This window comes from Kitasatospora sp. NPDC098652, from assembly GCF_044760155.1.
Taxonomy (GTDB): domain Bacteria; phylum Actinomycetota; class Actinomycetes; order Streptomycetales; family Streptomycetaceae; genus Kitasatospora.
The window spans coordinates 695,875-711,037 of sequence record NZ_JBIWAQ010000001.1; the positions used below are offsets into that span (position 1 = coordinate 695,875).

General features: G+C 71.9%; 7 protein-coding genes and 1 pseudogene. 5 read left to right on the forward strand and 3 right to left on the reverse strand.

Annotation, left to right across the window (positions count from 1 at the left end):
- Positions 1-120: 120 nt before the first annotated feature.
- The 3 genes from ACIQWA_RS03080 to ACIQWA_RS03090 all read left to right on the forward strand — a co-directional run bounded on the left by ACIQWA_RS03080 (position 121) and on the right by ACIQWA_RS03090 (position 3,598).
- A complete protein-coding gene (locus tag ACIQWA_RS03080; protein ID WP_402477368.1) occupies positions 121-1,743 on the forward strand; it encodes a hypothetical protein in 1,623 nt (540 codons plus the stop codon).
- Between the two features lie 79 nt (positions 1,744-1,822).
- Positions 1,823-2,083, forward strand: a complete 261-nt coding sequence (locus tag ACIQWA_RS03085; RefSeq protein WP_360236621.1) for a hypothetical protein — start codon at positions 1,823-1,825, stop codon at positions 2,081-2,083.
- Between the two features lie 351 nt (positions 2,084-2,434).
- On the forward strand, positions 2,435-3,598 hold the full coding sequence (locus tag ACIQWA_RS03090; protein ID WP_402477370.1) for an ROK family protein: 1,164 nt from the start codon (positions 2,435-2,437) through the stop codon (positions 3,596-3,598).
- A 128-nt stretch (positions 3,599-3,726) separates the two neighbouring features.
- Here the strand turns inward: ACIQWA_RS03090 and ACIQWA_RS03095 are convergent, their stop codons facing one another.
- Complete coding sequence (locus ACIQWA_RS03095; protein WP_402477373.1) at positions 3,727-4,500, reverse strand: GntR family transcriptional regulator; 774 nt, start codon at positions 4,498-4,500, stop codon at positions 3,727-3,729.
- Positions 4,501-4,841: 341 nt separating this feature from the next.
- Between ACIQWA_RS03095 and ACIQWA_RS03100 the strand changes: the two genes are divergently transcribed.
- Both ACIQWA_RS03100 and ACIQWA_RS03105 read left to right on the forward strand, forming a co-directional pair.
- The gene (locus ACIQWA_RS03100; protein WP_402477873.1) at positions 4,842-5,636 is read left to right on the forward strand and encodes an exodeoxyribonuclease III; all 795 of its coding nucleotides are present in this window, start codon (positions 4,842-4,844) and stop codon (positions 5,634-5,636) included.
- A 74-nt stretch (positions 5,637-5,710) separates the two neighbouring features.
- Positions 5,711-6,010, forward strand: a pseudogene (locus ACIQWA_RS03105) (IS5/IS1182 family transposase); the annotation flags it as partial.
- Positions 6,011-6,880: 870 nt separating this feature from the next.
- Here ACIQWA_RS03105 and ACIQWA_RS03110 read toward each other — a convergent pair.
- Both ACIQWA_RS03110 and ACIQWA_RS03115 read right to left on the reverse strand, forming a co-directional pair.
- Entirely contained in the window at positions 6,881-11,077 is a 4,197-nt protein-coding gene (locus tag ACIQWA_RS03110; RefSeq protein WP_402477376.1) for an RHS repeat-associated core domain-containing protein, read from the reverse strand.
- Positions 11,053-14,625 (reverse strand): DNRLRE domain-containing protein, encoded by a 3,573-nt coding sequence (locus ACIQWA_RS03115; RefSeq protein ID WP_402477379.1) that lies wholly within the window; start codon positions 14,623-14,625, stop codon positions 11,053-11,055. Before ACIQWA_RS03115 ends, ACIQWA_RS03110 begins: the two co-directional genes overlap by 25 nt.
- Positions 14,626-15,163 lie beyond the last annotated feature (538 nt).

Below are 15,163 nucleotides of genomic sequence, written 5' to 3' on the forward strand. Positions count from 1 at the left end.
CCGCCGCTTGATTGCCTGATATGAAAATCATTACGGAACTATTACCCGTCGGCCCCTCCCATCGGCCCGCACCCATGGTTCAGTGGTGCGGCTTCTCCCCCGCACCCCGGAGTGATCACCTTGGCCTCGACCCCTGCGCTGGTCAGCGCGCTGCGCGAGCTCGGCGACCGGCCCGCCGTCGTCGCCGACGGACGCGCGATCAGCGGCATCGGCCTGCTGCTCGGCGTCTCCCCGCCGGGCGGCCTGCCCCGGGCCCTCGCCGAACGCGTCGCCGCGCACGCCGCCCTGCCGCCCTCCACCGCCCGCGCCGCCGAGGAACGCCTCCGGCACTGGGCCGGCGTCCTCGGCCCGGCGCCCATCCGGCACACCGTGCTGCACCCGGTCACCGACCTCGCCGTCGAACTCGCCCTCGCCACCCTGCTGGCCGGCGGCACCGTGCACTGCCCCGACCCCGGCCTGCACCCCGAGGAGCAGCTCACCGCCCTCGCCGCCAGCGGGACCACCCACCTCAGCCTGCCCTCCGCCCTGCTCTGGCAGCTCAGCCGGCACCCCGGCCTCGCCGACCACGACCTCGGCGCGCTCCGGCTCGTCCTCCACGTCGGCCCCGAACCCCGGCAGGACGACGTCTACGCCGCCGTAGACGCCCTCGGGGCCGTCCTCGCCCACGTCCGCGCCCCGCACAGCCAGGCCGAAGCCGCCGACCGCCGCCTGCACGCCGACGCCCGGTCCGCCACCGCCGCCGCCTGGAAGCACAGCATCGGCATCACCGCCGAACAGGTCAGCGCCTTCGGCGCCCACCTCGACCGGGCCGTGCTCACCACCCTGCTGCACACCCTCCAGCAGGCCGGGATCCTCGTCGAAGCCGGTCCGGGCCCGGCGCCTGTCTCGGGCCCGGACCCCGACCCGGCGCCCGCCTCGGACCCGGGCCCGGACCGGGGCTCCGTCCCGGCCCGCTCCGAGGCCGAGCTCCTCGCCAGCGCCCTCGTCACCCCCGCCCAGCGCCCCCGGGTCAGCCGCTGGCTCGACGCCCTCGCCCGGCACGGCCTGATCGCCTGCCAGGACGGCGGCGCCCAGGGCCCGCTCTACCGCGGCGCCCCGGAACTCGCCCCCGCCGCGGTCCGGGAGGCCTGGCGGCCAGCCGTCGACACCTGGGCCGACGGCCTCGGCAGCGCCACCGTCCTCGACCGGGTCAGACGCGCCGCCCTGCGCCTGCCCAAGCTCCTCACCGGCGACGAGGCCCCCCGCCCCGCCGCCGCACCCGTCCGCTGGGCCGCCGCCCGCAGCTACCTCGGCACCGCCCTCGGCACCCTCGTCCGCGCCACCGCCGAAGCCCACCACGGGCCGCAGCCGCTGCGCGTCCTCGAACTCGACCGCGACGGCACCGAGACCGCCGTCGCCCGCGCCCTCGCCGCCCGCCCCCGGCAGAACGCCCACCACCACCTCGCCCCCGACGGCGGGTGCTACGACGTCGTCGTCGCCACCGCCGCCGGACGGCCCGAGGAGGAGGTCCCGACCCTCGTCGAGCTGCTCGCCCCCGGCGGCCGGCTGCTGCTGCTCGCCCCCGTCGCCGAACAGCTCGACCTGCTGATCACCGGAGACCCGCGCGGCCTCACCGCCCACCCCGCCGAGCACTGGCAGTCCGCCCTCACCGCCGCCGGCTGCCCCACCGTCCTCACCCTCCCGGAGGCCGGGCACCCGATGGGGCTGCTCGGGCAGGGGCTGTTCGTCGCCCGGGTCGACTGACGCAACGGCCGTTACGATCGGGCGCATGGCCGCTTCCGCTTCGGTTTCCGCTCCGGTTTCCCCTTCGGTTTCCGCTTCCGTGCGCTCGATCCGCTCCCGGGCCTCCCTCGGCTCGATCGGCTCCATCGGTTCCATCGGCTCGCTGCTGTCGATCGGCTCCGTCGGGTCCGTGCTCTCCATCGGCTCCGTCGGCAGTGTGCTGTCCATCGGCTCGGCCGGGTCGGTGGTCAGCGCGTTCTCCGCCTGCTCCTGGCTGAGCGTCGGCTCGCTGCTGTCGGTGCGCTCCCGGTGGTCCGTACGGGGCCGGCGCCCGGGGCGGGGACGGGGACCGTCGCGGTGACCCGGGTGGGGACCGGGGCCGGGATCGGGTGGTGCCCCGGGCCGGGACCGTCCGTGGCCGAGCGGTGAAGCACGGGTCACGTACCGCCACCCGATCCGTACCATTTCGATACCGAAGCCCAGGTGAGCTGCGGGAATCCTCGCCGCCCGGGGGGCTCCCCCGGTAGGCTCCGGCCAGGGCGGGCCCGGCGGGGACTTGTCGGACGCGCCCCAGTCCTCCGGGCCTCCGTACGGGCGGCGCCGCGCCGCCCGTTCCGCGTTCCGGGGGCAGACCCCCGCGGGCCGTTCGGTGGGCTCCGCGGACTCGACACCGCGCGCCAGGGCAGTCGCGCGAACGGCGAAGGGCATCGCATTGGCGGATCGGCTCACCGGAGGAGACTCCTCGCTGCTGCGGCGGATCAACGCCGCGGTCACGCTACGGGCGCTGCGGACCGGCCACTCCGTGACCCTCACCCAACTCGTCGGCGAGACCGGGCTCTCCCGGCCCACCGTCGAGGGCGTCATCGAGGGCCTGGTCGACACCGGCCTGGTCGCCGAGGTCGAACAACCCCGGGAGGACGGCCAGTCCGGCACCGGCCGCCGCGGCCGCCCCGCCCGCTGGTTCCGCTTCCGGGCCGAGGCCGGACACATCCTCGGCATCGAGATCGGCGTCCACGACATCCGGGTCATCCTCGCCGACCTCACCGGCGAGGTGGTGGGCAGTCACTTCAAGCCCGTCGACGAGACCCTCGACGCCGAGGAACGGCTCACCGCCGTCCGCACCGCCGTCGCCGAGGTCCTCCGCAAGGCGGGCATCTCCCGCGACAACCTGTGGTCCGTCGGCATCGGCACCCCCGGCATCGTCGACCGCGAGGGCACCGTCCGGCTCGGCACCGCCATGCCCGGCTGGACCGGCCTCGACCTCGGCGCCCGACTCCGGCGCTCCTTCCGCTGCCCCGTCCTGATCGAGAACGACGCCAACCTCGCCGCCATCGCCGAACACTGGCAGGGCGCCGCCGTCGGCGCCGACGACGTCGTCTTCGTCATGGCCGGCCTCAGCCCCGGCGCCGGCTCCCTCATCAACGGCAGGCTCCACCGTGGCTACGGCGGCGCCGCCGGCGAGATCGGCGCCCTCCACCTGCTCGGCCAGGAGGTCACCCCCGAGAAGCTGCTCTCCACCACCGGCAAGCCGCTCAACCCCCTGGACGAGGCCGCCGTCGCCCGGGTCCTGCGGCTCGCCCGCGAGGGCGACGAGGTCGCCAAGGTCGCCATGGACCGCTTCCTCACCAGGCTGGTCCAGGGCGTCGCCGCCCTGGTCCTCGCCATCGACCCGCAACTGGTCGTCATCGGCGGCTGGGCCGCGGGCCTGGACGGCGTCCTGGAGCCGCTGCGCGAACGCCTCGCCCAATTCACCCTCCGCGCACCGGAGGTGGCCCTGGCCGCCCTCGGGTCGGAGGTCGTCTCCATGGGTGCCCTCCGGGTCGCCCTCGACCACGTCGAGGACCAGCTCTTCGCGGTCGACCCGCCGAGGGTCTGACGACGGCCGGTCGGCCGGGACCGTGGCCGGGGCCGAGCGGGCGACGTAGGCCCCAACGGCCGCGACCCGGGCGCCAGTTCGGCGGCCGGGTCGCGGTCCGAGGGTGTCGGAGAGTGTCGGAGAGTGGTTCAGGAGGCGGTGCGGACCTCGGGGGTCGCGCCGACCGGGGTGACCTCGACCAGGCCGGCCTCACCGAAGGTCAGCTTGCAGGTGTCCGCGCGGTAGGTGGCGACGGCGAGGGCCACCAGGCGGCCGGCGGCGGCGTACTGAGTGGTCATGACCAGCACCGGGGTGCCCGGGGGGCGCTCCAGCAGCAGGGCCTCGTCGGCCTCGGCGACACCGAGCTCCACGGCCCGGGACTCGCCGTCGACCTCCAGCCGCTCCAACTGGCGCAGCACCGAACGGGCGCGGTCGCTCTCGGCGCGGAAGCCGGGCAGGTGCGGCAGGGCGGACGCGGGGACGTGCAGCGACTCGGTGGCCATCGCGCGGCCCTCGACCAGGCGCACCCGGCGGACGGTGTGCACGGTGGCGCCCTCGACGACGCCGAGGTTCTTGGCCAGCTGCGCGGAGGCCGGGGCGGTGGTGCAGTCCACCGTGCGCCAGGACTGGCTGCGGCCGGCACCGGGCCAGCCCTCCTCCTGCCGGTTCACCGGGACGCCGACCCGCGGGGCGGCGATCAACGTGCCGATCCCCCGGCGGCGGACCAGGCGGCCCTCCAGCTCCAGCTGGTCCAGGGCCTGGCGCAGCGTGGCACGGGCCACACCGAAGCGGGCGGCGAGCTCACGCTCGTTCGGGAGGACCTGGCCGGTGGAGAACTCCGAGTCGATGGCCCGCAGCAGCACCGTGCGCAGGTGCCAGTACTTCGGTTCCGGCACCGCCGAAAGCTGTCCTGTCGTCCCCACCGTGTCCTCCACCTGGTCTTGTCCGCCCTACAACGAGGAGGGCGGATCCCGGGCCCGCTGCCCGCTGTTGCGGCAGGTGGGAGAGCGGGCCTTTATCCGTCCTTCTTTATTAAAGGTCCTTGCAGTAAGTGACCCTAGGTGCTCCCTCCGGAGATGGTCAAGACCAATGGCACGGCTTGATGGGACCGTCGCGAACATTCATGCCACGTTCACGACAGCCCGCCCCGACAGCCCGCTCCGACCGGCCGCCGGCGGGCCCCGACCGCCCGCGCGCGGGCCGCGGCAGCGCGTCACGCTTCGGTGCGTGCGCGCCCAGTGGGTAGGCTGCCCGGGTGATCGTGGTGACGAGTGTGAACGTGAACGGAATCCGGGCGGCGGCCAAGAAGGGCTTCGTCGAGTGGCTGGCCGGGACGGAGGCGGACGTGATCTGCCTCCAGGAGGTGCGCTCCGAGCCCGGGCAACTGCCCGTCGAACTGCGCGACCTGGACGGCTGGCACGCGGTCTGGGCCCCGTCGGTGGCCAAGGGCCGGGCCGGCGTGGCGATCCTCTCCCGCCGGGAGCCGCAGCGCAGCGTGATCGGATTCGACTCGGAGGAATTCGACAATTCGGGCAGGTACGTCGAAATCGACCTCCCGGGCCTCACCGTCGCCAGCCTCTACCTGCCCTCCGGCGAGGTCGGCACCGAGCGCCAGGACGAGAAGGAACGCTTCATGGCGGAGTTCCTCGTCCACCTCACCGCCCTGCGCACCCGCGCCGCCGCCGACGGCCGCGAGGTCGTGGTCTGCGGCGACTGGAACATCGCCCACCGCCCCGAGGACCTCAAGAACTGGAAGGCCAACCAGAAGTCCGCCGGCTTCCTCCCCGAGGAACGCGCCTGGCTCTCCCGCGTCTACGACGAGGCCGGCTACGTCGACGTCGTCCGCGCCCTCCACCCCGACCGCACCGGCCCCTACTCCTGGTGGTCCTACCGCGGCCGCGCCTTCGACAACGACTCCGGCTGGCGCATCGACCTCCAGGTCGCCACCCCGGGCCTCGCCGCCCGCGCCACCGACGGCCGCGTGGAACGCGCCGACACCCACGCCGAGCGCTGGTCCGACCACGCCCCGGTCACGGTGGCCTACGACCTGGACAACTGACCGACACGCGGCCGCAATCCCGCCCAGCCCGTTCGTCGCAGCGCCCCTCCCCAGGGGCGCCGCGACCGTCCACCAGCGGCGACTCCCCGCAGTTCCAGGTCGTCCTGGGCCGTATCCGTGTGCCGCGTCCCGGCCCGGGACGGCCGCGCACCCGGCCGGACAAGGTCCGCGCCGACAGGGCGTACGGCTCGCGCGCGAACCGCGTCTACCTGCGCAGACGACGCGTCGGCTGCACGATCCCGGAGAAGCGCGACCAGGTCGCCAACCGCAAGAAGCGCGGCTCCCACGGCGGCCGGCCACCGAAGTTCGACAAGGACGACTACAAGGAGCGCCACGCCGTGGAGTGCGGGATCAACCGCCTCAAGCGCCACCGCCGAGGTGCCGTCGAAGTCGGCCCGTTGGGCGTGCTTCTCGTCCAGCATGACGTACCCGGGAAAGCGTGGCCGGGCCACGCGCAGGAAGGGGACGGCGGTCATGGTGACGTGTCGGCGGGTCGGCCTGAAGGTGCGCGATCCGGTGACCCGGCCAGGGTGGCCGAGCATGGTGATGTCGAGCCCGCGGCGCACCCGACCGCGCGCCGGGTAGCCGGGGTTGGCCATGCCGTCGACGAACAGCAGGACGCTCCCGTCCTCCAGCGTGAACTCCCATGTCTCCAGCCTCCCTCCGGAGGGCGTCAGGACTCCGCTTCGTCGGCGAAGGACCTGGACGGTACCGATCGGGGTGTCGATCTGCGCGGAGGCCCCTTGGGGGCCCGCGGGGTCAAGCCAGTGCTTCAGCCGACCGGGGTGATGCAATTCCACCGCCGCTCTCCTCGGAATCTGCGGCCTGACACCAGGCGCTGGTGACACGGCAGGATTCTCAGAAGCTGAACCACTGCCAAAGGCCGAAGGTATTTCTATAGGCGCCCCTCAGTGCTTTTGATAGTCCGTCCCCTCGAAGTTTCAGCCAGATAAAGACCAATCCAAAGATGGCCCCAAATAGACCTGCTACGAAAATAGCAGCAGATCTCCCCGCCAAAAACCACAGAGCCCCCGTGGATATGAAGGTGAAAGCCAAGCCCAGATGGGCCTCCCCCATCCCCGGGGTCATTATCCTTCCAACCTTCGATTGTTGATCATCGCCAGGATTGTTCATTGAAGCCTCCGCCCTGCCGGATCGGGCGGTGTGCCATGAGTAGAGCTGACCGCACACCGCCCGACCCTGCGGGAATTATATTTCAGACCGTCCAAGCCTCGAGAAAGTTATCACCACCCCCATCGATGCGTCCACATCCTCTCGATCCTCGTGCCGACTTGCCTGATTCCAGTCCCTGCCCATGGCGTTCCCGGCTTGGGGCCGGTAAAGCGTCCGGGATTCATGATGCCTGTCGCACATCCGCGACCGGCGAGGTATCCGCAGATAATTCCCTTTCCCATGGCAGTGGCCGTGGAAGAAACCCATTGCCCCATTCCTCTGCGTCGCTCCGCGCTTGAGGAAACGGCATAATGCCCACCAAGCCCAGCCGCGAATAGTGCCCCTGCGCCAACTGCGAACATTGCAGCACCACAGGCCACGGAGGCCACGCAGAAGGCCGTTCCAGTTGCAGCAACAAATCCAACGCCGATATTAACCAGCTTGTGCTTCCAGTTCTGACCCCAGTCGTCGATCTTCTCCTGGGCCTTCTTCTTGACGTAGCCGACGCTCTTGTTCCATGCCTTTCGGCACCAGCCGCAGCTGATCCGGCCGTCGAGGTCGTACTGGTTCAGCGGGTCGGCGAAGGTGTAGTCGTACGCGTTGGCGTTGCCGCCGTAGACGGGGTCGACGGAGAGGAAGCGGCCGGTGGCGGGGTTGTAGAGGCGCACGCCCATGAGGACGATGTTGTCCTGGGCCTCGGCGGAGCGTTGCTTGGCGCCGAGCCAGCCGTAGCGGACGGTGTTCTGGTTCTGGGCGGGGTTGCCGAACTCGTCAGCGTCGAGGACGACGGGTTTGGTGAGGGCCGGGTCGCTGGTCAGGACCACCGAGCCGAAGAGGTTGGTGAGTTGAAGCTGGGTGTCTCCCTTGTCGGTGACGGTGGCGGCGAGGTCGCCGTCGGTGCCGGGGATGTTGCGGGTCCAGGTGCCGGCGGTGGTGTCCTCGACGGTCCAGCGCGGGCTGTCGCCGTCGCCGCCGTAGTGGTTGAGGCGGGTGGCGGTGGTGTTCCAGGTGCCGTCGGGCTGCTTCTTGGCGGTGGTGCTGGTGTTGAGGCGGCCGGCCGGGTCGAGGGTCCAGGTCTGGCGGGTGTCGGCGGTTTCCTGGGAGGCGACGAGGTCGTTGACGCGGTAGCCGTACGTGGTGCCGGACGGCGTCTTGACGGTGCGGCCGAAGGAGTCGTACCGGTAACCGGGGTCGGTGATGCGGTCGGCGCTGTCGTAGGTCGAGGCGGTCGTGGTCGCGCCGGTGGCGGCGGTGGTGCAGGTGCCGTCGGCGGCGGGGCCGGAGACCGTCTTGCCGGTGCGGTTGTAGTGGGTGTCGTAGGTGTAGGCGCGCGTGGTGCAGCCAGTGGCGGTGGCGCTGTGCTCGGCCTTGGTGAGGCGGCCGAGGCGGTCGTAGCCGTACGTCTTGGTGGCGTTGCCGGTGGTGTCCTTCACCACCTGGGCGTGGGTGGACAGTTCGTTGGTCTGCGCCCACACGACCGAGCCGTCGGAGGTGCGGGTGTAGGTGCGGGCGACGGCCTTGCCGGAGGCGTTGTACGTGTCCTTGCGGACGACGCCGCCGGGGTAGGTCTGCTCGACGAGCTGCCCGTCGGGGCCGTAGGCGGCGGTGAACTCCCCTGCCTTGCTGTCACTGACGGAGGTGAGCAGGCCGCGGGGTTCCTTGGCCCGGTCGTAGGTGAGGGTGCTGGTGCCGGTGGGGTCGGTGACCTTGACCGGCTTGCCGAACCGGTCGTACTCGGTGGTGGTCGCCGCGCCGTCCGCGTCGGTGTAGGAGACGACGCGGCCGAGGCTGTCACGCGCGGTGGTGATCGTCTGGCCGGCCGCCGTGGTCGTGACGGCGTCACCCGTGGCCGGGTCGTACGCGGTCTCCGACTTCGGGACCGCCTGGCCCTCGTCGCCGGTGGTCTCGGTGGAGACGGGCCGGTCGACGGCGTCGTAGACGGTCACCGTCTTGCGGGTCTTGCCGGCGTTGGTCTCGGTGACCTCCTCGGGCCTGCCGGTGCGCGAGTAGCGGGTGACCTGCTTGGCCGGCAGGGTGGTCGGCATCCGGGCGGGGTCCGCGCCGGTGACGGCCGCGCCCGGTGCGGTGGTGCAGGCCAGGCCCGCCCACTCCGGGCGCATCGCGCAGGCCGCGTCGGCGGCGTTGGCGCCGGCCGTGTAGTACGCGGCCTTCACGGTGGAGGCGTCCGCGTCGGCGCTGCCGGGTACCCGCAGTTCCTGCGGGCGGCCCTGGTCGTCGAAGCGGGTGGCGGTGGTGAGCTTGGCGCCGTTCGCGTCGCTGACGGCCGACGTGGGCTTCTTCAGCTTCCAGCCCGACGTGCCGCCGATCGGCGTGTCGTAGCCGTGCCGGGTGACGCGCACCTCCGCGTCGTCGGCGTAGCCGTCGATGCGGGCGCCGTCGGTGGTGGTGGTGACCAGGTGGTATGCCTGGCCGTCGGGCTTGCCTTCGTCGTAGGTGCTGGTCCTGTGGTCCCGGGCGACGACCGGAGCACCGGCCGGCAGCGTCGGGTTGACGGTGGTCTTGGTGAGCGTGACCGTGTCGATCCCGGCGTGGTAGCGCTCTCCCTGGGAGGCCGCGTTGGTGTCGACCACGGTGAGCTTCAACTCGTGGTCACCGCGGGCCAGGTGCACGGCTTGGCCGGCCGTGTAGGGGGCGACCACCGGCGTGGCGGTGTAGGTGTCGATCGGCTGGCCGACGTTCTGCCCGTCGATCGCGAACTGGATGATGCCGTGGTCGGTGACCTTGGTCAGCTGGCCGGACAGGACGTAGTCGCCCTCCTCGGGGACGCTGACCCGCATGGCGTCGAACGCGCCCGCCGCGGTGCCGCGGATGCTCAGGTGGGCTCCGCCGGACCAGGTCAGGCCGCAGCAGTTGCTGTCGACCTGGACCTTGGTGTTGGTGCCCAGCTGCGGCAGCTTCTCGGCCTCGAAGGTCACCGCGACCGGGGTGCTCTGGCCTGCCATCTGTTCGGCGAGCGAGGCGCGGTGGACCGGGCCGAGGGTTTCGGCGACGTCGAGGCCGTCGCCCGTGTAGAGGGTGCGGGTGTCCAGCAGGCGGGCGCGCGAGGCGGAGTCCGCCGGCAGGTTCAGCTCGGCCGCGTACTTGTCCGCGTCCGGGTGGGTGCCCAGCGCAATGGCGCGGTCGGCTGCCTCCAGGGCGCGCACGACGTGGCCGTAGCGGTCGTACTCCTTGGTGTGGATGTCACCGCCGGGTGTGACGGACGGGGTGGCGGTGTTGACCTCGTTGCCGGAGGCGTTGAGGTAGTGGACGCCGGCGGGCTTGTAGCCGTCCGGGCCGGGCCTGGCCGTCGTGGCGGTGCTGGTGCCCGGGTCGTCCTCGGGGCCGAACACGGCGGTGGCGTCGGTGGGTGCGTCGGTCTGCGCCCACCTGGCCACGTCCGGGCCCGCCATGTCGTACGGGCCGCCCGCGCCGCGGGTCAGCGGCACGTCGTAGACCACGTTCACCGCGCTCTCACCGCTGACCTGGTCCTTGGAGCCCTGTGCGAGAGCTGCGCGCCGCACCTTCAGCAGGCGCCCGGGGTCCTGGTCGGCGGCGGCCTTGCCGTAGTCGAAGCTCCACGGCAGCCGGCCGGCCGGGGTGGCCTGGGTCAGGCGCCCGGCGTCGTCGTAGCCGTAGGCGGTCTTGAGCGGGGTGGCCGGGCGCGGGTCCCACACCTGGGCCAGGCGGCCCTGCTCGTCGTACGCGTAGCGCGCGACCTCGACGGGCTCCTCCTTGGACGTGGCCGCGTTCCACGACCACACCTTCACCGCCTTGACGCGGTCCAGGTAGTCACCCGGTGCTGACGGGGCGGCGGTGGTGGACTTGGCGTACTCGTACTCCATGACCCGGCAGCCGCGCGGCAGCGGGTCGACGGTGCAGCGGTTGAGGTCGTCCACTCCCGGCTCCACCGGCGGGATGACCCGCTTGACCAGGGAGCGGCCGTCGGTGGTGTCGTACTGGTAGCGGGTGCTGGACGCGGCCTGGGGGCCGCTCTCGCTGACCACCTGGTAGATGCTCGAGCCGGCCTGGCGGGCGAAGACGGTCCGCTCGCCGTTCAGCGCGGAGAGTTCGTAGGTGGTGCCGGCGGTCTGCACGTCCCAGATCTGGAAGGCACCCGCCCAGCAGACCCAGATCGAGGCGCCCTTGTCGGCATCCAGGCACTTGCCCGACTGGCGGTTCATCACCATGCCGTCGGCGCGCACCTCCCACTGCTGGTTCGTACCGCCGCCGCAGCCCCACAGCGTCAGGCGGGTGCCGTTGTCGACCACGCCCCCGGGTTGTCGAGGCAGTAGCCGAGCAGGCGCAGGGTGAGGTCGTCGCCGCGGGTCCACTGCTGGTTCGCCGCGCCGGTGCACGGGGCCGGCTGAAGCGCCGCACCGTTGCCGACGGCCCCGCCAGGGGCTTCCAGGCACTGGCCCGAGGTCGACAGGACGATCGCACCCGAGGCGGCCGGGACCGCCTTGAGGGTGAACGATTCCGAGCCGGGCTCGGGGAAGAACGTTCCGTCGTTGCCCTTGGCGAAGGTCAGTGAGCTGTCGTTGTTCGCCTTGATCTCGACCAGGTCGGACTGCGGGAAGGACAGCGCGCGGAAGTCGGCGCCGCGGCCGGCGTCCGGGCCGCCGGCCCACTGCGGGCCGAACGGCGCGACGATCTCCTTCAGCGACAGGTCGTCGAAATAGACCTCCTTGCCGCTGCCGCCCGCGTTGCCGTTGTAGAGGCGGAACCATGCCTCGGTGGCGTCCTTCGGGACGACCATGTCGAGGGTCAGCTGCTGCCAGCCGTCGGTGAACGACGCCTTCGGCGAGGCGGTCTCGCCGTATCCGGCCGGGGTGCGGTAGACGCCGACCAGCCGCAGACCGCGGTTGGGCAGCGGGTTGTCCAGACCGGTCGCGCCGGGGACGTAGATCCAGCCGGTCAGGCGGTACGTCCTGCCGGGCTTCATGCCCTGGCCGAGGGTGTACTCGGGGCCGAGCGCGGCGAAGGAGTCCCCGGTGCCGGAGCCGCCGGGGACGACGAGCAGCGAGTCGGTCGAGCTGTCGTGACCGCGGGCGGTGGAACGGGACAGTGTCGCCTGGCCGGGGGTGAAGCCGGTGGTGTCGGTGCCGATCTGGCGCTGGTTGAGCGTCAGGCGTTCGCCCTGGGGCTGCCAGCCGCGGCCGAGGTCGCGGGAGGAGGCGGTGCGCTTGAGCGTCATGCCGAACTCGTCGGTGTCGGTGGCGCCGCTCGCGTAGTCACCGGTGAGCAGGTTGACCGAGCCCGGGCCCACCTGGGTGGTCGCGGCGCCGTCGGCGTTGCGGTCCACCGTCATGGTGTTCCAGGCGGTGGCGTAGCCGTTGCCGGAGCCGTCCTCGGGGAAGAGGAGGGCGCGGACCTGGACGACGCCGCCGACCTGGCCGAGGGTGTCCAGGACGTTCCAGTTGGCGTTCGGGCCGAGGTCGGCCAGGCGCGGCTTGTCCTCGGTGACGGCCGTGTTGTCGGCCTTGGTGAGGTTGGCGCGCGGCACGGTGTACTCGGTGGCGCCGGGGCCGCGGCGGTACTGGTAGACCACGCGCTTGAACTGGTCCAGCGCGTCGACGGCGAGCTTGACGCGCTTGGCGGATCGGGTGCCGTTGACCGGCGAGCTGATGCCGGCCTGGCCGACCTGGAACACGTACTCGGTGGGCGGGGACAGGTTGCCCGCACGGTCCTTGGCCTGCACGCGCAGCACCCGGCGGCCCTCGGAACCCGGAGTGATCGAGGTGGTCAGCGCGGCGGTGGCGGCCAGGGTGACCGGGGTGCCACCGTCCAGGGTGTAGACGTAGCCGGCCAGGTCGGTGGTGCCGGCGGCCGGTGAGAAGGAGAACGAGCCGGCCTGGTCGGCGGATCCGTGCCACAGCCCGTCCGCCGGGTAGTCGGCCGAACTCACGAACGGAGCAGGGGGCGGGGTGGTCTTCACGACGAAGTTCGCGCCGACCCAGCCCGAGGCGGAGTTCGCATCCGAGACGCGCGACCAGATCCCGTAGCTGACTCCCTCGTCCAGCTTGTCCACGCCGAGATCGGCCGGGACGGCCTGGGCGTAGGTGTTGGCCGGGACCTGCTTGTAGATGCTCTTGACGAAGGTACCGGCCCGCCACAGGTCGAAGTTCACGCCGACGGTGCCGCCGTCCGGGTGCGCGGCGAGCACCTGGAAGCGGGGCGTGGCGGAGTTCGTGTAGCGCGGGTCACCCGGCTGCGAGGGCAGGACGTCCACGGAGGCCGGGGTCGGCGACGGCGAGGTGTAGGTGATGGAGATGTACGGCGGGGCGCCACCCGAGGCGGAACTGAACCGCTTCCACGACAGGGGGCTGGACTCGTCCGCGGCCTTCAGGCCGATGCCGTAGTCGCTGTAGCCGTACTGCGCGAAGTACCGGATCAGGTCCGTGACGTCCGCACGCGCCCAGCCCGAGCCGTCCGGCCCGGCGCAGTAGTACTTGTCACGCGGGTCCACGTTCCAGGTGTCGCTGGACGTCGCCCACTTCTGCCCCCACTGCGGCTGGTTGTTCCAGCGGGCCCACCAGCCGGCACCGGCCGCGTTCCAGACCTCCCACTGCTTCGCGATGCACGAGGAGGAGTGGTAGTTGAACAGGTTGAGCGTGGCACTCTGGATGATCTTGCCGTTGAACGGGGCACCCGGGATCGTCAGGAAGGAGCGGGCCACGACCTTGCCGTCGTAGCTGCCCAGCTTCAGGTCCACCGACGAGGAGGCGTCGAAGTTCTCGTTCGTCTGCACGTAGGTGCCGAACGTGGTGCCGACGCCGACCAGCGGGTCGATCGTCACCGGGAATTGCGTCCTCGCATCCGCCAGGAACGCCGCGTCCGGGGTGAACACCAGCTCGGTGCCCGCGCCCTGGCCGCGCACCTCCATCGTCACCGGCGCCCGGTTCAGGTGCTCCTGCGACGCCTCGTCCACGGCCGCGTCCCACATCACCGGGGCGGGGATCTTCACGGCCGGCTTGCCGGTGACCCTGTCCAGCAGCTGGATCGAACCGTCCTGCTGCGCAGCCACGTTGAGGCCGCTCGTGTCCAGCGGGATCGTCACCTTGCCGGTCTGGCCGACGGCCTTGCGGTCCTTGACGATCAGGTACTGCTCGAACCCGGTGCGGGTCGCCTCGAGGACGAGGTCGACGCCGGGGCGGGCGTCGACGTAGGTGGCGCGGTTGGCCTCCAGCTTCGGCTTCGGGAGCCTGCCCAGCCAGCCGAACCTCACCTGCTGGTCGCCGGAGCCGACCTTCGCCAGGCCCCGGCCGGCGGGCGGACTGCCGGGGGACTCGGCCCCGCCCTGGGCCTGGTCGGCGGCCGGGGCCGCCGGGGTGGAGACAGGGGCCGCGTCAGGACTGGGAGCCTGGCCGGCGGCCGAGGGCAGGTCCGGGGGCACCTGGGCGCTGTCGCCCACCGTCACGCCCGTGTCGCCGCCCTCGAAGACCAGACCCTCCGGGTGCGCCTTGGGCGCCACCTTCCCGTCCGGGGTCTGCACGAGCGTGGTGTCCACCGGGACCCAGGAACTGCCGGCCTTCATCCGGATCGGGCCCGTCGCCCGCTCCGCGGTCAGCGTGCCCTCCGGGTTCGCCCACAGCGTCGTGAACTCGCTACGCGCGCCGGTGACTTCGATGCGCCGCTTCTGCAGGCGCGCCGCGAGCAGCGCTGACGACTCGTCGGGGGCCTCCGGCACCGACGAAGCGGGCACCGCCTGCGGGGCGGGCGCGGGCGCGGCGACCGCGGGGGCCGCCGTCAGAGCGTCCAGTGCGACACCGGCCTGGACCATCAGACCGAGTGCCAGGGCGACGGATATTCGCCGCACCAGCCGTGAGGGGAGGGCTCCGCCGCCGCGTGAGGGCGGAGCGTGGAAGCGGTGAAGCGTCAAGTCCGATCCAGGAGTTCGTTAACGGAATGCCCGAGGGAGGGACGAGCCGAGAAGACAGCCCCCAACCGGCGAGCCCCCGGCGCGCTCCCCAGAGGCGCACGACGGCGCGAAGTATCACCGTGCAGACGTGAGGATCTGATGAGGTGTAACCAGGCGCTCACTGACGCACCTGCGAGTCCTCTGGAGTACTACTCGTCAGGGCCGCCGACCTCAGCCCCTACGCGACCGGCGAAGGCACCGGAGCCTCCTGACGTACCGTCGTAGTGCGGGATAGAAAAGAAAAAAGACCTCAACTAATTGGGGCGGTGGGCGACCTGGCTGTCTCCGGCGGCCAACTCTCCTAGTGAAAAGCCAAGTTGCCGCGATCGTTGACACCTGAGGGAGTCGGTGTGTCCCGTCGCACCACCCGCGTGTGAACGGCCCCGGCACCCCGCAGGCGGGGGCGTGCTCGCGTTCGGCGGCCCCCAGATGGCGG